The organism is Mycobacterium liflandii (assembly GCF_022354805.1).
In the GTDB taxonomy this organism is placed as follows: Bacteria; Actinomycetota; Actinomycetes; order Mycobacteriales; family Mycobacteriaceae; genus Mycobacterium; species Mycobacterium marinum.
This window is the reverse complement of sequence record NZ_CP023138.1, coordinates 4128517-4149048: the sequence shown is the minus strand read 5'-3', so window position 1 is coordinate 4149048 and position 20532 is coordinate 4128517. Positions and strand designations below refer to the sequence as shown.

Here is a 20532-nt window from a genome sequence, read left to right as displayed (position 1 = left end):
GCCCCGAAATGGCTAGGGCAACAACACGACCGACCCAATAGTCTTGCGGGCTTCCAGATCTTGATGGGCCTTCATCGCATCGGCCAGCCGATACCGCCCGCCAACCTCGATGGTGATTACCCCGCTGCTGATCGCGTCGAAAAGTTCGCTGGCCCGCCAGCTGAATTCCTCGGCGGTGCGGATGAAGTGGAACAGCGACGGACGGGTGAGATACACCGAGCCGGCCGCATTGAGCCGTTGCGGTTCGACTGGAGGAACGGGACCACTGGCGGCGCCGAACAATGCGAGCGTCCCGCGTACGGCCAGGCTGGCCAGGCTGGCGTCGAACGTCGTTGCCCCGACTCCGTCGTAGACGGCGGCCACACCGGCACCATCAGTCAGGGCGCGCACCTGTCCGCCGAACTGCCAAGCGTCGGTAGGGTAGTCCAGCACTTCGGCCGCGCCGGCATCCCTGGGGAGCTTGGCCTTTTCCGGAGTTGAGACGGTGCTGATCACCCGTGCCCCCAGGTGAGTAGCCCATTGCGTCAGAATCAGCCCGACGCCGCCGGCGCCGGCATGCACCAAGATGGCGTCGCCGTCGGCAACCGGGTACACCGACTTCAGGAGATAGTGCGCGGTGAGGCCCTTCAGCAGTGCCGATGCGGCCACTTCGGCGCTGACACCGTCGGGCACCTTGGCGGTCAGAGCCGCCGGTGCAGTGCAGAATTCAGCGTAGCCGCCGTTCGTGGAGGCGCTGACCACGCGGTCGCCCACAGCAATCCCGCCGGCATCGGCCGCCGTGGCGCCCGGGCCGAGGGCTACCACGGTTCCGCATACCTCCGAGCCGATGACGAACGGGAGCTCCCGTGGATAACTTCCCGACCGGAAGTAGGTGTCGATGAAGTTGACACCGATCGCCTCGGCCTTGATCACCAGCTCGCCATGACCGGGCTCGGGTTGCGGCCGCTCGACGTAGCTGAGGACTTCGGGACCGCCTGTTTGGCTGACTTCAATTGCGTGCACGCCGCTATCATGCCCGACCATGAAGTTGGCCCGGCCGGACGTCTTCCATCCGCGCGTCGTCTTGGCGGGTTGGCCGCACCAACCAGCCGGTGATGGCGACGACGCCGGGCTGGTTGCGGCCCTGCGCCGCCGCGGTCTGCACGCGCATTGGTTGTCGTGGGACGATCCCGACATCAGTGGCGCGGACCTGGTGATCCTGCGGGCCACCCGCGACTACGCCCGTCGGCTCGACGAGTTTGTGGCCTGGACCGGCGGCGTCCGCAATCTGCTCAACCCGCCCGCGGTGGTGGCCTGGAATGCACACCGGCGCTACTTGGACGACCTGGCGAACAGGGGCGTGCCGATGCTACCCAGCCAGATGTGCCGGCCGGGGGAGCGGTTGCGGTCGCTGCCAGCACCTCAGGTGTTCATCGGCCCCGGCGTAGGCACCGGCACGCGGCGTTTCAGTGATCACGCCAAGGCCGCGGAATATGTCGATGAACTCCACGCGGCAGGACAATCGGCGCTGGTGCACGTCGGTGATCCGGTTCCCGAGGCGGTGCTGATTTTTGTGGGTGGGCGGCCCTCGCACGCGTTCACCACCCAGGAAAACGCGCTACGTCAGGGCGAGCCGGACTTCGAGATCTGGGATATCGGTGCTGCGGCGTTGCGGGCCGCGGCCGCCGCGGCCGGCGTGCAGGCGGGGGAGCTGCTCTGCGCCCGGGCCCACCTGGTCGGTACTCGGCTACTGGAACTGCAATTGATCGACCCGTCGTTGGGCTGGCGGCGCTTGGACACAGCCACCCGAGACCGGGCCCAGCGTGAGTTCGCGCTGAGCGTCCAGTCAGCCCTGGGAGGCCTCGGCCTGGGTCCGTTCTCGCATCGACGCCCATAGCGCCGCGGTCGCTGCGGTACAGGCCGCGGCCCCCGCCACGTGGACGGCAACCAGAGCGGCGGGCACTCCCGTGTAGTACTGCACGGTGCCCACACCGGCTTGGGCGAAAACCAACACCACCAGGACGGTCAGCCGCCGCAGGATCGCGTGGGTGGCGCCGACGGCCAGGAGCCCGAACCCCAGCCCAACCAGCAACGCGAGGTAGGAAACCAGCAGCGATGAGTGCAGGTGCACCAGATCGGTGATCTCGATTTTCAGTCGCGGCACCGTCCGGCTGGGGCTCTTGTCGCCCGCATGCGGGCCGGCCGCCGTCACCAACGTGCCCGTTACCAGGACCGCGGCCAGATTCACCGCGCTGAGCACGGCGAGGGCGCGCAGCGGCTTGACCACCAGTTCGTGCGCAACGCCTTCGTCGGGCTGGCCGACTTTGGCATAGAGCAACACCGACAACCAGACCATCGTCATCGATGCCAGCAGATGGATGGCTACCGTCCACCACAGCAGCCCGGTGCGCACCGTGATGCCACCGATCACGGCCTGCACCACCGTGGAGGCCGGCATCAGCCACGCATAGACCAGCACCTCGGTGCGCCGCCGTGCCCGGGTGACGGCCAACACGGCCAGCGCCGCGGTGATGACCACCGCGAAGGTGATCATCCGATTCCCGAACTCGACGGCCTGATGGATTCGGGGCACCTCGGCGACCGCCACCGGGGTGAAGCTGCCGGGAAAACACTGTGGCCAGGTCGGACAACCCAGGCCCGAGGCCGTGACGCGGACGATTGCGCCGGTGACGGCGATGCCGCCCTGGGTCAGGATGACGGCCGCGGCGATGATCCGCTGAACGCGCAGGCTCGGGTCGGGGAGCAGGTCAACCAACCGCAGCAAGACTCGTCCGAGGGCCACCGCCCGATCGTAGCGACAACTACGTCACGTAGTAGAACGGGTATCAGGTGAAGCGGAACCAGCGCCGCGCCGCCAGCGCCGCCAGTGTTCCCCACACGGCCAGCACAACCACGCCGAACCAGTCCACCGACAGGACCATCGCCCGCGACAGCGCCTCGGTGAGCGCACCCGACGGAGTGAGCCGCGCCGCCCACTTGACCGCGGTGGGAATCACATCGGTTTCGACCGTCAGCGCGCCGAAGCCGGCGAACACGAACCACATCAGGTTGGCGACCGCCAGCACGATCTCGGCCCGTAACGTGCCGCCGAGCAGCAGGCCGAGAGCCGCGAAACCGGCGGTACCCAGGGCAATCACCGCGCCACCCAGCGCCAGCGCGGCCAGCGCCGGGCGCCAGCCCAGGGCGAAGCCGATGGCGCCCAGCACGATTGCCTGCAGGAACACCACGGCGACGACGGCCAGCGACTTGCCGGCGATGATCCCCCAGACGGGCAGCGGGGTTGCTCCGAGCCGTTTGAGTGCCCCGTATCGGCGGTCGAATGCCACCGCGATGGCCTGCCCGGTGAATGCGGTGGAGATCACGGCCAGCGCCATGATCACCGGCACAAAGGTGGCGGCTCGGTGCTGGCCGAAAGAGCCGAGGGGCAGCAGTGTCAGACCAATCAGCAGGGTGATCGGGATGAACATGGTCAGTAGCAGCTGCTCACCGTTGCGCAGCAGCAGCTTCAGCTCCAGACCGAACTGAGCGGCCAGCATCCGGGGCACGGCACTCGGCCGCGGGTCCGGGGTGAAGGTGCCTACGGGAAAGGTGCCTTCGCCGTTGGTCTGCGTCACGATCGCAACTTCCTACCGGTGAGATCGAGGAACACGTCCTCGAGGCTGCGTTGCTCGACCCGCATGTCGGTGGCCAGGACGTCGATGCGCGCGCACCACGCCGTGACCGCCGCCAGCACCTGCGGATCGACGCTGCCTTCGACCAGGTATTCGCCCGGAGTCACCTCGGTGACCCGGTAATCCTCCGGCAGCGCCGACACCAACAACGACAGGTCAAGCCGCGGTGGCGCGGTGAATCTCAATTGGTCTTTGGCGCCGCTGCGCATCAATTCGCTCGGGGTTCCCTCAGCCACCGTGACGCCATGATCGATGATGACCAGCCGGTCGGCGAGCTCCTCGGCCTCCTTGAGTTGGTGGGTGGTCAGCACCACCGTCACCCCGTCGCGGCGCAGGGCGTCGATCAATTCCCACACCAACAGGCGGGCATGAGCGTCCATCCCGGCGGTGGGCTCGTCCAGAAACACCAGCTCGGGACGCCCCACCAGGGCGCAGGCCAGGGCGAGGCGCTGCTGTTGTCCCCCGGACAGGCGCCGGTAGGTGGTCCGTGCCGCATCGGTCAGTCCGAGGGTGTCCAACAACCAGCGCGGATCTAGCGGGTCGGCGGCGTAGGAAGCGACCAGGTCGAGCATCTCGCCGGCGCGTGCCGCCGGATAGCCGCCCCCGCCCTGCAGCATCACACCGATGCGGGGCCGCAGGCGTGCGTTATCGGCGATCGGGTCCAGCCCCAGCACCTCGATGCTGCCGGCGTCCGGGCGCACGAAGCCCTCACACATCTCGACGGTTGTGGTCTTCCCGGCTCCGTTAGGCCCCAGCAGGGCCATCACCTCTGCGGCGCGCACCTCCAAATCGAGGTTGGAGACCGCCGTCACAGAGCCGTACTGTTTGCCGACCCCGCGCAGCCTCACCACGATTTCGGTGCCCCGGCCTGCTGCGGGGTATTTGGGGTCCGAGCTCACGTCGAGTCAGCGTAGGCGTCGGTTGTCGACGTCGGTCGCCGGGTCGCCGGAGGCTTGGCGGCCGGGTCCGCGGTCTCCGGCTGATTCGATTCGCCCTGTTGGTTTGGTTCGGCCTGCTGACTCGCTTCCGCCGGTTGGGTCACCTCGGCCGGAGGGGGCGACTCGACCGGCAGCGCCCTCCAAGGCAACCGGTGGTAGGTGAGGGCCATCAGCACCAACACGATGATCGCGCTGGCCAGGGTGGCATCAACGATTTGGAATAGCGCGAACCGATCGCCATTGGCGGTAGGGCCGAAGATGCCGACGATGAGGGTGATGATGATGGTTGCCACCCGGAATCCGGTGCGGGTGGCCCAGGCGGCCATCGGAATGATCGCCCAGAGCAGATACCAGGGCTGCACAACCGGAAACAACAGCACCGTGAGGCCCAGCGCGACGCCAAGCCCTCCGATCGGGTGCAGGCGGCCGCGGAACACGGCGAGCAGCAGCCAGCTGACCATCACCATGATGATCAAGACGCCCATGGCGCGGGTCAGCGACAGCACCGCGGTGGTGTGATCACCCAGGCGCAGCAGGATCCCGACCTGCCCGGTGCCCAGCGCCAGCAGCGTTGGCGGCGACATCCAGCTGCGCACCACGTTGGCGGTTCCCAGGGTGAACATCCAGCCGAACCCCAGCCCGCTGGCCCAGCCGACCACGGCCATCACCGACAGCGCCAGCGCGGACATCGCGCTGCCGCACACCAGCAGCGCCTTGATCGTGCCGCCATAGCGGTACGCCAATGCCATCGTGATAAAGCCCAGCGCCAGCAGCGACGGCAACTTCACCTGCGACGACAGCGCGATCAGGATCGCCCCGCCCGCCAGCATGCCCAGCGGTTCCCAGGCGGCGGCACGAGCCTTGATTGCCCGGCTGCGCTCCGCGCTACTGGCGCGCCTGGGCGCCGGACGGGGCCGCCCGGAAAGCGGTATGAGCCGCGGCGCGTCAAGACCTCGCAGCGCGAACTCGGCGCCGGTCAGCATCAGTCCGAGCATCAGTGCCTCGTTGTGGATGCCGGCAACCAGGTGCATGAACAGCAGCGGATTGGCCGCGCCCAGCCATAGCGCGCTGACCTCGGCCACCCCGCAGCGTTGGGCCAGGCGTGGGGTTGCCCACACGATCAACGCCACGCCGATCAACACCACCAGTCGGTGGAAGAGCACCGCGGCGACGATGTTCTCGCCGGTCAAATCCGAGATTCCGCGGCCGATCCACAAGAACAGGGGGCCGTAGGGTGCCGGCGTTTCCCGCCACAAGCTGGGGACCGACAGCGTGAAGACGTGGCCCAGTCCCAGACCCGATGCCGGTCCCACCCGGTAGGGGTCCAGCCCGTCCCTCGAGATCTGGCTTTGGGCCAGGTAGGAGTAGACGTCCTTGCTGTACATCGGTGGTGCGATCAGCAGCGGCAGCATCCACAACACCAGCGTGCGGTCCAGTTCCCCGCGCGACATCCGCTGCTTGCCCAGCGCGAACCGGCCGAGCATCAGCCAAGCCAGCGCCATCATGACCGCACCGGTGGTCGTCATGGTCAATGACACCGTCTGTATTCGCGACGGAAGGTTGAGTAACCGCACTCCGAACGTGGGGTCCTGGACTACTGGCCTGGCGCCGGCACCCAGCGCGCCGATGCTCATCAGGACGGTTCCGGTGGCCCCGAACAGGCGAGTTCGTGCCAGTGCGGCGAGTTCGGCGGCGTTCAGCGGCGAGCCCACCGCCTGCTCGTCGCCGTGCAAGCTGGCGATCGATGAGCTCAGCGTGTGGTGGCGGGCTGCCATCAGAGCAGCGTAGCGGCACACCACGCGGTGCCGTCGCGTCGCTCGGGTGTGACCAGCGCAACCCCCTAGCCAGGGCATCCTTGCTAGACCGATGCCCGGAATTGCGTCACACTGGTGTTGTGAAAATCCAACCGGAGTTCAGTGCTGCCCACAGTGCAGCTCTGGTGGCCGGGTCGGATGGCCACACCCGCAGGGCCATCGTGCGGTTGCTCCTGGAATCCGGATCCATCACCGCCGGCGAGATCGGGGACCGGCTCGGGCTCTCGGCTGCCGGTGTACGTCGCCATCTCGATGCCTTGATCGACGCGGGCGACGCCGAATCCGCGCCTGCCGCCCCGTGGCAGCAGGCGGGACGTGGACGGCCCGCCAAGCGCTACCGGCTGACGCCGGGAGGCCGGGCCAAGCTCGAGCACTCCTACGACGACCTGGCGGCGGCGGCGATGCGCCAACTCCGTGAAATCGGTGGTGATGACGCGGTGCGCACGTTCGCCCGGCGCCGGATCGATGCCATCCTGGCCGGTGTGCCGGCCGCTGCCAGCCCTGACGACGCCGCGGTCGAAGCGGCGGCCGAGCGTGTCGCCAGTGCACTGACCAAGGCGGGCTACGTCGCCACAACCACCCGGGTGGGTGGGCCGATCCACGGTGTGCAAATCTGCCAGCACCACTGCCCGGTGTCCCATGTGGCCGAGGAATTCCCGGAGTTGTGTGAAGCCGAGCAGCAGGCCATCGCGGAGGTGCTCGGCACTCACGTACAGCGGTTGGCGACCATCGTCAACGGAGACTGTGCCTGCACCACCCACGTGCCCCTAACCCCGGCGCCCAGCCCGCGCCAACACCTGACGAGCACCGGAGGAGCGTCCGCATGACACTCACACCAGAAGCCAAGACCGCGGCCGAACCGCTGACCCAGGATGAGGCCATCGCCTCACTGGGCAACTATGGCTACGGCTGGTCGGACTCCGACGCGGCCGGCGCGGCCGCGCAGCGCGGGTTGTCCGAGGCCGTGGTCCGCGATATCTCCGCCAAGAAGAACGAGCCCGAATGGATGCTGCAAACTCGGCTCAAGGCGCTGCGCATCTTCGAGCGCAAGCCCATGCCGAATTGGGGCTCCAACCTCGCGGGCATCGACTTCGACAACATCAAGTACTTCGTGCGCTCCACCGAGAAGCAGGCTGCCAGCTGGGACGATCTGCCCGAAGACATCCGCAACACCTACGATCGCCTGGGCATTCCGGAAGCCGAGAAGCAGCGCCTGGTCGCCGGTGTGGCGGCCCAGTATGAGTCAGAGGTGGTCTACCACCAGATCCGCGAGGATCTGGAGGCCCAGGGCGTCATCTTCTTGGACACCGACACCGGTCTGCGCGAACACCCGGAGATCTTCAAGCAGTACTTCGGCACCGTGATCCCGGCCGGGGACAACAAGTTCTCCGCGCTGAATACCGCGGTGTGGTCGGGCGGAAGTTTCATCTACGTCCCGCCGGGCGTGCACGTCGACATCCCGCTGCAGGCCTACTTCCGGATCAACACCGAGAACATGGGTCAGTTCGAGCGGACGCTGATCATCGCCGACGAGGGTTCCTACGTGCACTACGTCGAGGGCTGCACCGCGCCGATCTACAAGTCGGACTCGCTGCACTCGGCCGTCGTCGAGATCATCGTGAAACCGCATGCGCGGGTGCGCTACACCACCATTCAGAACTGGTCGAACAACGTCTACAACCTGGTCACCAAGCGGGCCCGCGCCGAGGCCGGCGCCACCATGGAGTGGATCGACGGCAACATCGGATCCAAGGTCACCATGAAGTACCCGGCGGTGTGGATGACCGGCGAACACGCCAAGGGCGAAGTGCTGTCGGTGGCGTTCGCGGGCGAGGACCAGCACCAGGACACCGGCGCCAAGATGCTGCACCTGGCGCCCAACACGTCGAGCAACATCGTGTCCAAGTCGGTCGCGCGCGGTGGCGGCCGCACCTCCTACCGGGGCCTGGTTCAGGTCAACAAGGGTGCACACGGGTCGCGGTCCAGTGTGAAATGTGATGCGCTGCTGGTCGATACGATCAGCCGCAGTGACACCTACCCCTACGTTGACATCCGCGAGGACGACGTCACGATGGGCCACGAGGCCACCGTGTCCAAGGTCAGTGAAAACCAGCTGTTCTACCTGATGAGCCGTGGGTTGACCGAAGACGAGGCGATGGCGATGGTGGTGCGCGGCTTTGTCGAGCCGATCGCCAAGGAACTGCCTATGGAGTACGCGCTCGAGCTCAACCGGCTAATCGAGCTGCAGATGGAGGGTGCGGTCGGATGACCGTTGACAATCTGACGACGGCCGCCGCACTGAACAAAGGTGAGCTCTTCGCATCTTTCGACGTCGACGCCTTCGAGGTTCCGCACGGCCGCGACGAGCTTTGGCGGTTCACTCCGCTGAAGCGGTTGCGCGGTCTGCACGACGGCTCCGCAGCTGCCTCGGGCAGTGCCCAGCTCACCGTCGGTGAACAGGCCGGTCTGCGGGTAGAGACGGTACGCCGCGGCGACGAGCGGTTGGGCCAGGGCGGTGTTCCCGCCGATCGTGTTGCCGCGCAGGCTTTCTCATCGTTCAACTCGGCAACGTTGGTCACCGTCGGGCGGGACACCCAGCTGGGCGAGCCGGTAAACATCACCATCACCGGCCCCGGTGAAGGCGCGGTTGCCTACGGGCACCTGCAGATCAGGGTCGAGGAGCTGGGTGAAGCCGTCGTGGTGGTCGACCACCGCGGCAGTGGAACCTACGCCGACAACGTCGAGTTCGTGGTCGGCGACTGTGCCCGGCTCACCGTGGTGTGGATCGCGGACTGGGCTGATGACACCGTTCACCTGAGCGCACATCACGCCAAGCTGGGCAAGGACGCGGTATTGCGCCACGTGACCGTGACATTGGGCGGCGAAGTGGTGCGGATGTCGGCCAACGTGCGCTTCACCGCACCCGGGGGCGATGCCGACCTGCTGGGCCTGTACTTCGCTGACGACGGCCAGCACCTGGAGTCGCGGCTGCTGGTCGATCACGCTCAGCCGGACTGCAAGTCCAACGTGCTGTACAAGGGTGCACTGCAAGGCGATCCGGGGTCGGCCCTGCCGGACGCGCACACCGTGTGGGTGGGTGACGTGCTGATCCGTGCCGCCGCCACCGGCACCGACACCTTCGAAGTGAACCGCAACCTGGTGCTCACCGACGGGGCTCGTGCGGACTCGGTGCCCAATCTGGAGATCGAGACCGGCGAGATTGCCGGCGCCGGCCACGCCAGTGCGACCGGGCGTTTCGACGATGAGCAACTGTTCTACCTGCGCTCTCGGGGCATCCCCGAAGAGCAGGCCCGCCGGTTGGTGATCCGTGGTTTCTTCGGCGAGATCATCTCCAAAATCGCGGTTCCCGAGGTGCGGGAACGCTTGACCGGCGCCATTGAACACGAACTGGAAATCACCGAATCACAGGCAACAGAGAAGACGGAAAATACAGCAGCCTCATGACCACATTGATTATCAAGGACCTGCACGTCAGCGTCGAGAATCCCAACGCCGCCGAGGGCGAGCGCGAGATTCCCATCCTCAAGGGCGTCGATCTCACCGTGAAATCCGGTGAGACACACGCTTTGATGGGCCCCAACGGCTCCGGCAAGTCCACGTTGTCCTACGCCATCGCCTGTCACCCCAAGTACCAGGTGACATCGGGTTCCATCACGCTAGACGGCGCCGACGTGCTGGAGATGAGTGTCGACGAGCGCGCCCGAGCCGGACTGTTTCTGGCCATGCAGTACCCCGTCGAGGTGCCCGGTGTCTCGGTGTCGAACTTCCTGCGTTCGGCCGCGACGGCCATCCGCGGCGAGGCGCCGAAGCTGCGGCACTGGGTCAAAGAGGTCAAGGCCGCGATGGCCGCCCTCGAGATCGACCCCGTGTTCGCCGAGCGCAGCGTCAACGAGGGCTTTTCCGGCGGCGAGAAGAAGCGCCATGAGATTCTGCAGCTGGAACTACTCAAGCCCAAGATCGCCATTCTCGACGAGACCGACTCCGGCCTCGACGTCGACGCGTTGCGCGTGGTCAGCGAGGGGGTAAACCGCTACGCGGAGGCAGAACACGGCGGCATCTTGTTGATCACCCACTACACCCGCATTCTGCGTTACATCCGTCCAGAGTTTGTCCACGTGTTCGTCGGCGGCCGCATCGCCGAGTCCGGTGGGCCCGAGCTGGCCGACGAACTCGAGCAGAACGGGTACGTCCGCTTTACCCAAGCGGCGGCCGCAGGGGCCTGAAAGTGACTGTCTCGGTGGCGCGTCTGGACCTCGCGGCGATCCGGGCCGACTTCCCGATCCTGCAGCGCGTCATGTGTAGCGGAAATCAGTTGGCCTACCTGGATTCCGGTGCCACATCGCAGCGCCCGCTGCAGGTGCTCGATGCCGAGCGGGAATTTCTCACCACGTGCAACGGCGCGGTGCATCGCGGTGCCCATCAGCTGATGGAAGAGGCCACCGACGCCTACGAGCAGGGCCGAGCCGACATCGCGGCCTTCGTCGGTGCCGAGCCCGACGAACTGGTGTTCACCAAGAATGCCACCGAGTCACTCAATCTGGTGTCATACGTGCTGGGGGACAGCCGGTTCGACCGAGCCATCGGCCCGGGCGACGTCATCGTCACCACTGAACTCGAACACCACGCCAACCTGATTCCGTGGCAGGAACTCGCCCGGCGCACCGGGGCAACGTTGCGTTGGTACTCGGTGACCGACGAGGGGCGTATCGACCTCGATTCACTGCAGCTCGATGAGCGCGTCAAAGTTGTTACTTTCACCCATCATTCGAACGTGACCGGTGCGTTGGCGCCGGTGGCCGAATTGGTGTCTCGCGCCAAAGCGGTGGGGGCGCTGACGGTTTTGGATGCCTGCCAGTCGGTGCCGCATCAGCCGGTCGACTTTCACAAACTTGATGTGGATTTCGCCGCCTTCTCGGGACACAAAATGCTGGGTCCCAACGGAATCGGTGTGCTCTATGGCCGTCGTGAGCTGTTGGCGGCGATGCCGCCGTTCCTCACCGGCGGTTCGATGATCGAAACGGTGACCATGGAGGCCAGCACGTACGCGCCCGCGCCCCAGCGCTTCGAGGCGGGCACCCCGATGACCTCCCAGGTGGTCGGATTGGCGGCAGCGTCGCGCTATCTGGACGCCATCGGTATGGATGTCATCGAAGCCCACGAGCGTGACCTGGTTGCCGCGGCCATCGAGGGGCTCTCGGCCATCGAGGGCGTCCGTATCATCGGACCCACGTCGATGGAGAACCGCGGGTCGCCGGTGTCGTTCGTCGTTGATGGGGTGCACGCCCACGATGTCGGTCAGGTGCTCGATGACGAAGGCGTCGCGGTCCGGGTCGGGCATCACTGCGCATTGCCGCTGCACCGCAAGTTCGGCGTAGCCGCAACCGCGCGCGCGTCGTTCGCGGTGTACAACACCCGCGACGAGGTGAACCGGCTGTTGGCCGGTGTGCAGCGGTCGCTGAATTTCTTTGGGAGAGGCTGAAGTTGCGACTGGAGCAGATGTATCAAGACGTGATCCTCGATCACTACAAGCACCCGCAGCATCGTGGATTGCGGGAGCCGTTCGCCACCCAGGTCAGCCACGTCAACCCGGTCTGCGGCGACGAAGTCACCCTGCGGGTCACACTGTCCAATGACGGGGCGACGATTGCAGACGTTTCCTATGACGGGCAAGGTTGTTCCATCAGCCAAGCCGCTACCTCGGTGCTGACCCAGCAGGTGATCGGGCAAACGGTGCCAGAGGCGCTCGAGACCGTCGACGCCTTCAGCCAAATGGTGTCCTCGCGCGGAACCGTGCAGGGCGACGAGGATGTCCTGGGCGACGGAGTTGCGTTTGCCGGCGTCGCGAAGTATCCGGCTCGGGTGAAGTGTGCCTTGCTTGGCTGGATGGCCTTCAAAGACGCACTGGCCCAGGCTATTACCGCAAATGCGCTAGCCGAAGGCGGCGAACACGTGGAGGGGGTCAGCGATGAGTGAAACCACCGCTCCCAATGAAGAGATGCTCGCCGACATCGAGGAGGCGATGCGCGACGTCGTCGACCCCGAACTGGGCATCAATGTCGTCGATCTGGGGCTGGTCTACGGACTGAACCTGGCCGAAGGAGAGGACGGTACCGTCGCGCTGATCGACATGACGTTGACCTCGCCGGCCTGTCCGCTGACCGATGTCATCGAGGATCAGTCGCGCAGCGCGTTGGTCGGCAGCGGCCTGGTCAACGAGATGCAGATCAACTGGGTGTGGAACCCGCCGTGGGGGCCGGACAAGATCACCGAGGACGGGCGGGAGCAGCTGCGCGCCCTTGGTTTTACCGTCTGACTCGACGCTCCGTCGGCCCGCGCCGGCCGACAATCTGTCGCCATACAGTTGGTCATTAACCTGTATTGTTTCTGGCCTATGCTCGGCCGTGGCCAACATCTAGACTGTGACTTCGACCACACTGTTCCAAGTCGACTTACCGGCTAGGTGTGGCATCCGTCGCTGGCGAGTGAGGGGGCTTATGTGTCTCTTCTGGTGGTGGCGCCCGAGCTGGTGACTTCGGCGGCGGCCGACTTGCAGGGCATCGGTTCTTCGGTCAACGCGGCAAACGCGGCGGCGGCGATTTCGACCACCGAACTTACCGCCGCGGCCGCCGATGAGGTCTCTGCGGCCGCGGCAACACTGCTGGGAGGCTTCGGTCAGCAGTACCAAGCGCTGGCAGGTCAGTTGGCAACCGCCTATGACCAGTTGGCCAGCAAGCTGGCGGCCGACGCGGCTGCATATCTCGGTGCCGAGTCCGCCAACGCAAATCAGCTGCTCTCGAACGCGGTCAACGCATCGACCGCCCTGGTCAACGGGCCATTTCTGGAGTTGACTGGACGTCCGCTGATCGGCAACGGGGCCAACGGCTATACCAACGCCCAAGGCATAGGGACACCCGGCGGAGCCGGTGGGTGGTTGTATGGCAACGGCGGAAGCGGTGGCAACAGCACGCATGCCGGCGTGGCTGGGGGCGCGGGCGGAAACGCAGGTCTGATCGGCAACGGCGGAATGGGCGGGGCCGGCCTGCGCGGCGGGGATGGTGGCACCGGTGGCCTGGGGGGCTGGCTGTGGGGCCAAGCCGGGGCCGCGGGCACCGGCACCCCGCTACCCGCGAACGAAATCCTGATGCGGGTGGACCAATACGGCAACCCAGTGGTGACCATCTCGGTCGGCGGGGGCCCCGGCATCGCCGTGACGGTCGATACCGGAGCCAGTGGCCTGTTGGTCCGGCCTCAAGACGTCAATCTGCAGTCTCTGGGCACCCCCACCGGTTCGGGCGCCGTCACCTACGGCAATAGCAGCTACGCGTTCAACACCGTGCAATATCAGACATATCAGACAACGGTCAGGGCTCCGGCGTTGTTGATTAGCAGGCTTGTGAGCTGGGTTGATGATCTTTGGTGCCGCGCTATTGGGGCCGGAGTGTAGGCACGGGCTATCTGGAGAACGATCGAGTTGGTTACTGTTCGTCGTTGGTCTGGAGTTGCCCGTGCCTACCGTTTCAGTATTGCCTGTGTCGTCGGTTCCAGAGGTGTTCGACCGCTGGAGTCCTGGTGAGCGTAGCGAGCTCATCGGATCGGAGTTTCTCGATGTGTTGGCCTCGGTGCCGGACCCGAGGGACCCACGCGGTCGGAGGTATTCGCTGATGGCTTTGTTGGCGATCGCGGTTCTGGCCACTGCCGCGGGGATGCGCGGCTATGCTGTTTTTGCTACATGGGCGGCCACCGCTCCCGATGATGTGTTGGCCTAATTAGGGGTCCGGTTCCGGCGGCCCAGTGAGAAGACCTTCCGCGCTGTTTTGTCTCGGCTAGACCCCGCCGACCTCAACGCCAGGATGGGCAGTTACTTCACTGCACACGTGGCCAGCAGCGACCCCAGTGGATTGGTGCCGATCGCGTTGGACGGCAAGATGCTGCGTGGTGCCTTTACGCGCCAAAGCGACAGCCACGCATCTCGTGTCGGTGTTCGCCTACCGTGCCCGATTGGTGCTCGGTCAACTCGCTGTCGCCGAGAAAAGCAATGAAATTCCCTGCGTACGTGCCCTGCTCACGCTGCTGCCGGGTAGCTTGCGGTGGCTGGTCACTGTGGATGCGATGCATACCCAGGTCGTCACCGCGAAGTTGATCTGCGCCACCTTGAAGTCGCACTACCTGATGATCGTCAAGTCCAACCAAGCCAAAATACTTGCGCGTATCACCGCGCTGCCCTGGGCCGAGGTGCCCGCAGCCGCTACCGACGACTCCCGCGGCCACGGCCGTGTCGAGACCCGCACCCTGCAAATCATCACCGCTGTACGAGGAATCGGCTTCCCCTACGCAAAACAAATCATCCGGATCACTCGTGAACGCTTGATCACCGCCACCGACCAGCGCAGCGTGGAGGTGGTCTATGCCATCTGCAGCCTGCCGTTCGAGCACGCCCGCCCTACCGCGATCATGACCTGGATGCGTCAACACTGGGGAATCGAGAACAGCCTGCACTGGATACGCGACGTCACCTTCGACGAAGACCGTCAAAGGGCACATACCGGAAACGGCGCACAGGTCCTAGCAACGCTACGCAACACCGCGATCAATCTGCACCGCCTCAACGGCGCCGACAACATCGCCGAAGCCTGCCGGATCACCGCTTTGACCGCCAACCGCCGCCTAGACCTCCTCAATCCACAATTCCCCAGCTCACAAGCCTGCTAATCAACAACGCCGGAGCCCTGAGACAACGGTGAATTCCGGGAATGGCATCGTCACCAATCCGACCAATGTTGCGGTCGCTACGTCGGCAACCCAGACAATCAATGGCGTCACCACTTCTATTCCGCTCTCGTCGCTGCCCCTATATTTGAGAATTGGGCCAAAAAACGATTTCCCGCTGCCTGACCAGGTGACCGCCGAGCTGCCGGGTGACCTCAATCAAGGTGTGCTGATAAACACGAATCTGGGTTACCTGCAGTTTGGTGCCAACCCGCTGACCCCGGTCGCATCGGTCACCGGCTCTCCGGTCACTGACCTGCAGATACAGATCAACAACGGCCCACTGCAGCCCGCTACCGGCTCGTTCATCGATTCGGGCGGGTTATACGGCACCATTCCTTCAAGCCTCATTCCCGGCGTTCCGGTTGGCTATTCGGTGCCGGTGGGAACCACCATTACGGTCTATACCACCGACGGTGTGCAGTTGTACTCCCAGACGGTTACTGGTAGCACCAACGCGCCATTAGTTGTGCCGTCGAACAACCCATTCAATACCGGCAATTATCCCTTCCTGCTGGGGCCGATATACATCTCGAACGGCCCAACCGGGGGTGGGCAGACAATTTTTGACTTCTGACGTCAGGGGCCTCAGAAGGCTTCTTCGGAAATGCGCATGATCTCGTCGTCGATGGATTCGATGACGGCCCGCACTCCGGTCAGCTTCGGCAGCATGTTCTTGGCGAAAAAGGTCGCCACGGCGATCTTGCCTTTGTAGAAGGCCTCGTCGTCCTTGCTGGGGGAGTCGGCCAGCGCAGCGTGTGCGACGCCGGCCTGCACCAGCAGCCGCCAACCGATGATCAAGTCTCCGACCGCGAGCAGGTAGCGCACCGACCCGAGCCCCACCTTGTAGATGTCGGTCGGATGCTGGGCGGCCGACATCAGGTAGGTGGTCAGTGTGCCCGTCATCGCGGTGACGTCGTCGAGCGCGGTCTGTAGCAGCTCGGCTTGCGGTTTCAGCGACGGATCGACGTTGTCGATGGTCTGCGTGATCTGAGCCGTCACGAACTGCAGCGCCTGACCGTGGTCACGGACGATCTTGCGGAAGAAGAAGTCCAGTGACTGGATGGCGGTGGTGCCTTCGTAGAGGGAATCGATCTTGGCGTCGCGGATGTACTGCTCGATCGGATAGTCGGACAGGAAGCCGGAACCGCCCAGGGTCTGCAGCGACTCGGTGAGGATTTCGTAGGCCCGTTCCGACCCGACACCCTTGACCACCGGCAGCAGCAGATCGTCGACGCGGTGCGCCATGTCGTGGTCCGCGCCCGAAACCCGTTGCGCAACAGCGTCGTCCTGGTGCGCTGCGGCATACAGATACAGCGCCCGCAGCCCCTCGGCGTAGGCCTTCTGGGTCATCAGGCTACGGCGCACATCGGGGTGATGCATGATCGTGACCCGTGGCGCGGTCTTATCGGTCATCTGGGTCAGATCCGCGCCCTGCACCCGCTCCTTGGCATAGGCGAGTGCGTTGAGGTAGCCGGTGGACAGCGTCCCGGAGGACTTCACCCCGATCGTCATTCGCGCGTGCTCGATCACGGTGAACATCTGAGCGATCCCGTTGTGCACCCCGCCGACCAGGTAACCCACCGCGGGTACGTCGGTGGCGCCGAACGTCACCTCGCAGGTCGGGGAGGACTTCAGGCCCATCTTGTGCTCCAGGCCGGTCACGTAGACGCCGTTGCGCGGCCCGAGTTCCCCGGTGTCGGGGTCGAACAAGTAGTTCGGGACGTAGAACAGACTCAGCCCTTTGGTGCCTGGACCGGCGCCTTCGGGACGGGCCAACACCAGATGGAAGATGTTCTCGCTCGTGTCGCCTACGTCGCCACCGGAAATGAACCGCTTGACGCCTTCGATGTGCCAGGTGCCATCGGGTTGTTCGATGGCCTTGGCGCGGCCGGCGCCGACGTCAGAGCCCGCATCGGGCTCGGTGAGCACCATGGTGGCCTGCCACCCGCGCTCGATTCCCATTGCCGCCCATCGCCGTTGCTCCTCGTTGCCCTCGGCGTAGAGCGATTGCGCCATCGTCGGGCCCAGGATGAAGAAGCCCGCAGACGGGTTGGCGCAGAAGATCATTTCGTTGACGGCCCAGGTCAGTGGCGGAGGGGCGGGCATTCCGCCGATCTCCTCGGCCAAGCCCAGGCGCCACCACTCGGCGTCTTTGATGGCCTGGACGGTCTTGACTAGCTCATCGGGCACGCTGATGGAGTGGGTGGCCGGGTCAAATACCGGTGGGTTGCGGTCCGCGGCGGCAAAGGTTTCGGCGACCGGGCCCTCGGCCAAGCGCGCCGCTTCGGACAGGATCGTACGAACGGTGTCGGCATCGAGTTCGCTGTACTTTCCGGTGCCGAGGACGGCGCCGACATCGAGAACCTCGAATAGGTTGAACTCGAGATCACGGACGTTGGCGATGTAGTGCCCCAATGCAGTTCCCTTCGACTCGGCTGATCGGCGCTTTCCGGGGCTTAGTCTCTCCGAGCGGGCAAAACGTACGCAACCGTAACCAGCCGCGGGCGGACTGACCTGCCACTAGCCGTTGGTGCCGTCCTGGCCGAACAGCAGCCCACGGGTTCCGCCGAGACCGTCGGTGCCGGTGCCACCGCCGGTGCCACCGTCGCCGCCATTGCCGATCAGCAGCGCGTTGCCACCGTTGCCGCCGTTGCCGCTGACTCCGCCGCCATCGCCACCGGCCCCACCGTTGCCGATGAGCCCGGCCTGGCCGCCCACCCCGCCGTTGGCGTTCGAGCCGCCGGTGCCGCCAATACCGCCGTTGCCGACGAAGAAGCCGGCGTTGCCGCCATTGCCGGAGTTGCCCATGGAACTCGAGTCCCCGCCCGCGCCCCCGTTGCCCAGCAGCCAGGCCCTGCCACCGTTACCACCGCCGAAGACGCCGCTGCCGCCATCACCGGCGTTGCCGAACAGCAGCCCGCCATTGCCGCCGAGGCCACCGATCCCAGCCAGACCGCTGGTACCGCCGGCGCCGCCCATACCGATCAGCAGGGCAGAGCCGCCGGCTCCGGCGGTACTACCGGTGCCGCCCATACCGCCGGCCCCGCCGTTGCCGAGCAGCAGCCCTCCCGTGCCGCCGTTGCCGCCGAGCGCGCCCCCTCCGCCGGTTCCGCCGGCGCCACCACTGCCGAACAGGCCCGCGGATCCACCGGATCCACCGGCCACCCCGGCGGTAGCTGACGAGAAGCCCTTGCCCCCATCGCCGATGAGCAGTCCGCCGGCCCCGCCGTTCGGGTTGGCCGCTGTCCCATCGGTGCCGTTACCGATCAGGGGGCGGTTCAACAGCAACTGGGTGGGTGCGTTGATCACATCGAGCAGCGGCTGCAGCGGATTGACGCTGGCAGCCTCCGCGGCGGTGTACGCCGCCGCGCCGCCGAACAGTGTTTGCACGAATCGCTCATGAAACGCCGCAGCTTGCAGGCTCACGGCCTGGAAGCTCTGGCCGTGCGAACCGAACAAAGACGCGACCGCGGCTGAGACCTCATCGGCCGTCACGGCGGTGGTCTGAGTCGCCGCCGCCGAGTTCGCCGTCTCGATCAGTGATCCGATGCGAGCCAGGCTCCCGGCTGCCTCCGACACCCAGGGCTCCGGCGTTGTTGATTAGCAGGCTTGTGAGCTGGGTTGATGATCTTTGGTGCCGCGCTATTGGGGCCGGAGTGTAGGCACGGGCTATCTGGAGAACGATCGAGTTGGTTACTGTTCGTCGTTGGTCTGGAGTTGCCCGTGCCTACCGTTTCAGTATTGCCTGTGTCGTCGGTTCCAGAGGTGTTCGACCGCTGGAGTCCTGGTGAGCGTAGCGAGCTCATCGGATCGGAGTTTCTCGATGTGTTGGCCTCGGTGCCAGACCCGAGGGACCCACGCGGTCGGAGGTATTCGCTGATGGCTTTGTTGGCGATCGCGGTTCTGGCCACTGCCGCGGGGATGCGCGGCTATGCTGGTTTTGCTACATGGGCGGCCACCGCTCCCGATGATGTGTTGGCCTAATTAGGGGTCCGGTTCCGGCGGCCCAGTGAGAAGACCTTTCGCGCTGTTTTGTCTCGGCTAGACCCCGCCGACCTCAACGCCAGGATGGGCAGTTACTTCACTGCACACGTGGCCAGCAGCGACCCCAGTGGATTGGTGCCGATCGCGTTGGACGGCAAGATGCTGCGTGGTGCTTTACGCGCCAAAGCGACAGCCACGCATCTCGTGTCGGTGTTCGCCTACCGTGCCCGATTGGTGCTCGGTCAACTCGCTGTCGCCGAGAAAAGCAATGAAATTCCCTGCGTACGTGCCCTGCTCACGCTGCTGCCGGGTAGCTTGCGGTGGCTGGTCACTGTGGATGCGATGCATACCCAGGTCGTCACCGCGAAGTTGATCTGCGCCACCTTGAAGTCGCACTACCTGATGATCGTCAAGTCCAACCAAGCCAAAATACTTGCGCGTATCACCGCGCTGCCCTGGGCCGAGGTGCCCGCAGCCGCTACCGACGACTCCCGCGGCCACGGCCGTGTCGAGACCCGCACCCTGCAAATCATCACCGCTGTACGAGGAATCGGCTTCCCCTACGCAAAACAAATCATCCGGATCACTCGTGAACGTTTGATCACCGCCACCGACCAGCGCAGCGTGGAGGTGGTCTATGCCATCTGCAGCCTGCCGTTCGAGCACGCCCGCCCTACCGCGATCATGACCTGGATGCGTCAACACTGGGGAATCGAGAACAGCCTGCACTGGATACGCGACGTCACCTTCGACGAAGACCGTCAAAGGGCACATACCGGAAACGGCGCACAGGTCCTAGCAACGCTACGCAACACCGCGATCAATCTGCACCGCCTCAACGGCGCCGACAACATCGCCGAAGCCTGCCGGATCACCGCTTTGACCGCCAACCGCCGCCTAGACCTCCTCAATCCACAATTCCCCAGCTCACAAGCCTGCTAATCAACAACGCCGGAGCCCTGCTCCGACACCCACTGCGTATCTGCAATCACGAATGACATCGCGCACCTCCAGTATGAAGCGTCAGCGGCCGAAGAATTTTACCGCAGTTCTGCCGGATCTGTTTGCCCATTGCGCATCCTTTCCCGGCTGAAATTGCATGAACAAGGATGCAATTCAGGCGGCATCTGAGGCCAAGAAGATGGGTGCGGGAGGTTGCCCTGAGTCCCCGGTTTAGGGCTCACGAAGGATGCCGGACATAAGCCGGCTTCGTTTACATTGCGGCTTGCCTTGTCGCAGTGACCAATTCAATCGCATACCGCAATGCAATCGAGATTTTCCCGGGTTCTTGGCGTCCCTAGACTCGGTTCATCCTGACGAACTCCCACCCCTCTG

Annotated in this window: 17 protein-coding genes and 2 pseudogenes; 12 read left to right on the top strand and 7 right to left on the bottom strand. The window is 65.2% G+C overall.

The genetic code is table 11. From position 1 onward, the window contains the following. Positions 1–12: 12 nt before the first annotated feature. A complete protein-coding gene (locus tag CKW46_RS18440) occupies positions 13–1002 on the bottom strand; it encodes a quinone oxidoreductase family protein (protein ID WP_015356095.1) in 990 nt (329 codons plus the stop codon). Between the two features lie 19 nt (positions 1003–1021). Here CKW46_RS18440 and CKW46_RS18435 point away from each other — a divergent pair, with 19 nt between their 5' ends. Then, on the top strand, positions 1022–1876 hold the full coding sequence (locus CKW46_RS18435) for a DcsG N-terminal domain-containing protein (RefSeq protein WP_015356094.1): 855 nt from the start codon (positions 1022–1024) through the stop codon (positions 1874–1876). Here the strand turns inward: CKW46_RS18435 and CKW46_RS18430 are convergent. The 4 genes from CKW46_RS18430 to mptB all read right to left on the bottom strand — a co-directional run bounded on the left by CKW46_RS18430 (position 1826) and on the right by mptB (position 6384). Then, positions 1826–2755: a COX15/CtaA family protein gene (locus tag CKW46_RS18430; RefSeq protein WP_482053441.1), complete on the bottom strand. Its 930-nt coding sequence runs from the start codon at positions 2753–2755 to the stop codon at positions 1826–1828. The genes CKW46_RS18435 and CKW46_RS18430 overlap by 51 nt on opposite strands. 70 nt (positions 2756–2825) lie before the next feature. After that, the gene (locus CKW46_RS18425; RefSeq protein WP_012394018.1) at positions 2826–3614 is read right to left on the bottom strand and encodes an ABC transporter permease; all 789 of its coding nucleotides are present in this window, start codon (positions 3612–3614) and stop codon (positions 2826–2828) included. Continuing rightward, on the bottom strand, positions 3611–4570 hold the full coding sequence (locus tag CKW46_RS18420) for an ABC transporter ATP-binding protein (protein ID WP_012394019.1): 960 nt from the start codon (positions 4568–4570) through the stop codon (positions 3611–3613). The genes CKW46_RS18425 and CKW46_RS18420 overlap by 4 nt, the downstream gene beginning before the upstream one ends. Beyond that, on the bottom strand, positions 4567–6384 hold the full coding sequence (gene mptB / locus CKW46_RS18415; protein ID WP_482052240.1) for a polyprenol phosphomannose-dependent alpha 1,6 mannosyltransferase MptB: 1818 nt from the start codon (positions 6382–6384) through the stop codon (positions 4567–4569). Before mptB ends, CKW46_RS18420 begins: the two co-directional genes overlap by 4 nt. An 80-nt stretch (positions 6385–6464) precedes the next feature. On the opposite strand from mptB, the gene CKW46_RS18410 reads away from it, so the two are divergent. The 10 genes and pseudogenes from CKW46_RS18410 to CKW46_RS18365 all read left to right on the top strand — a co-directional run bounded on the left by CKW46_RS18410 (position 6465) and on the right by CKW46_RS18365 (position 15787). Then, positions 6465–7250, top strand: coding sequence for a helix-turn-helix transcriptional regulator (locus CKW46_RS18410; protein ID WP_012394021.1), 786 nt, complete (start codon positions 6465–6467; stop codon positions 7248–7250). After that, complete coding sequence (gene sufB / locus CKW46_RS18405; protein WP_012394022.1) at positions 7247–8692, top strand: Fe-S cluster assembly protein SufB; 1446 nt, start codon at positions 7247–7249, stop codon at positions 8690–8692. Before CKW46_RS18410 ends, sufB begins: the two co-directional genes overlap by 4 nt. Further along, entirely contained in the window at positions 8689–9888 is a 1200-nt protein-coding gene (gene sufD, locus CKW46_RS18400) for a Fe-S cluster assembly protein SufD (protein WP_012394023.1), read from the top strand. The genes sufB and sufD overlap by 4 nt, the downstream gene beginning before the upstream one ends. Next, positions 9885–10667, top strand: coding sequence for a Fe-S cluster assembly ATPase SufC (gene sufC, locus CKW46_RS18395; RefSeq protein WP_015356090.1), 783 nt, complete (start codon positions 9885–9887; stop codon positions 10665–10667). The genes sufD and sufC overlap by 4 nt, the downstream gene beginning before the upstream one ends. A gap of 2 nt (positions 10668–10669) precedes the next feature. Further along, a complete protein-coding gene (locus tag CKW46_RS18390) occupies positions 10670–11923 on the top strand; it encodes a cysteine desulfurase (protein WP_015356089.1) in 1254 nt (417 codons plus the stop codon). Beyond that, entirely contained in the window at positions 11920–12417 is a 498-nt protein-coding gene (sufU, locus tag CKW46_RS18385; RefSeq protein WP_085981860.1) for a Fe-S cluster assembly sulfur transfer protein SufU, read from the top strand. Before CKW46_RS18390 ends, sufU begins: the two co-directional genes overlap by 4 nt. Continuing rightward, positions 12410–12757, top strand: a complete 348-nt coding sequence (locus tag CKW46_RS18380; protein WP_011739953.1) for a metal-sulfur cluster assembly factor — start codon at positions 12410–12412, stop codon at positions 12755–12757. Before sufU ends, CKW46_RS18380 begins: the two co-directional genes overlap by 8 nt. Positions 12758–12940: 183 nt before the next feature. Then, positions 12941–13888: a PE domain-containing protein gene (locus CKW46_RS18375; RefSeq protein WP_420891792.1), complete on the top strand. Its 948-nt coding sequence runs from the start codon at positions 12941–12943 to the stop codon at positions 13886–13888. Positions 13889–13949: 61 nt separating this feature from the next. After that, positions 13950–15153 (top strand): annotated as a pseudogene (locus CKW46_RS18370) (ISAs1-like element IS2404/ISMul1 family transposase). A 28-nt stretch (positions 15154–15181) separates the two neighbouring features. Further along, complete coding sequence (locus CKW46_RS18365) at positions 15182–15787, top strand: PecA family PE domain-processing aspartic protease (protein WP_482052238.1); 606 nt, start codon at positions 15182–15184, stop codon at positions 15785–15787. A gap of 11 nt (positions 15788–15798) precedes the next feature. Here CKW46_RS18365 and CKW46_RS18360 read toward each other — a convergent pair whose 3' ends face one another. Together CKW46_RS18360 and CKW46_RS18355 are read right to left on the bottom strand one after the other, a co-directional pair. Next, the gene (locus tag CKW46_RS18360) at positions 15799–17628 is read right to left on the bottom strand and encodes an acyl-CoA dehydrogenase (RefSeq protein WP_011739954.1); all 1830 of its coding nucleotides are present in this window, start codon (positions 17626–17628) and stop codon (positions 15799–15801) included. 105 nt (positions 17629–17733) lie between these two features. Continuing rightward, complete coding sequence (locus CKW46_RS18355; protein ID WP_482052237.1) at positions 17734–18792, bottom strand: PE family protein; 1059 nt, start codon at positions 18790–18792, stop codon at positions 17734–17736. Positions 18793–18936: 144 nt separating this feature from the next. On the opposite strand from CKW46_RS18355, the pseudogene CKW46_RS18350 reads away from it, so the two are divergent. Next, positions 18937–20139, top strand: a pseudogene (locus tag CKW46_RS18350) (ISAs1-like element IS2404/ISMul1 family transposase). Positions 20140–20532 lie beyond the last annotated feature (393 nt).

Bases quoted from the DNA above. Each gene is read 5' to 3' on its own strand.
- CKW46_RS18380 (WP_011739953.1), top strand. From the start codon at position 12,410: ATGAGTGAAACCACCGCTCCCAATGAAGAGATGCTCGCCGACATCGAG.
- sufD (WP_012394023.1), top strand. From the start codon at position 8,689: ATGACCGTTGACAATCTGACGACGGCCGCCGCACTGAACAAAGGTGAG.
- CKW46_RS18435 (WP_015356094.1), top strand. From the start codon at position 1,022: ATGAAGTTGGCCCGGCCGGACGTCTTCCATCCGCGCGTCGTCTTGGCG.
- sufC (WP_015356090.1), top strand. From the start codon at position 9,885: ATGACCACATTGATTATCAAGGACCTGCACGTCAGCGTCGAGAATCCC.
- mptB (WP_482052240.1), bottom strand. From the start codon at position 6,384: ATGGCAGCCCGCCACCACACGCTGAGCTCATCGATCGCCAGCTTGCAC.
- sufB (WP_012394022.1), top strand. From the start codon at position 7,247: ATGACACTCACACCAGAAGCCAAGACCGCGGCCGAACCGCTGACCCAG.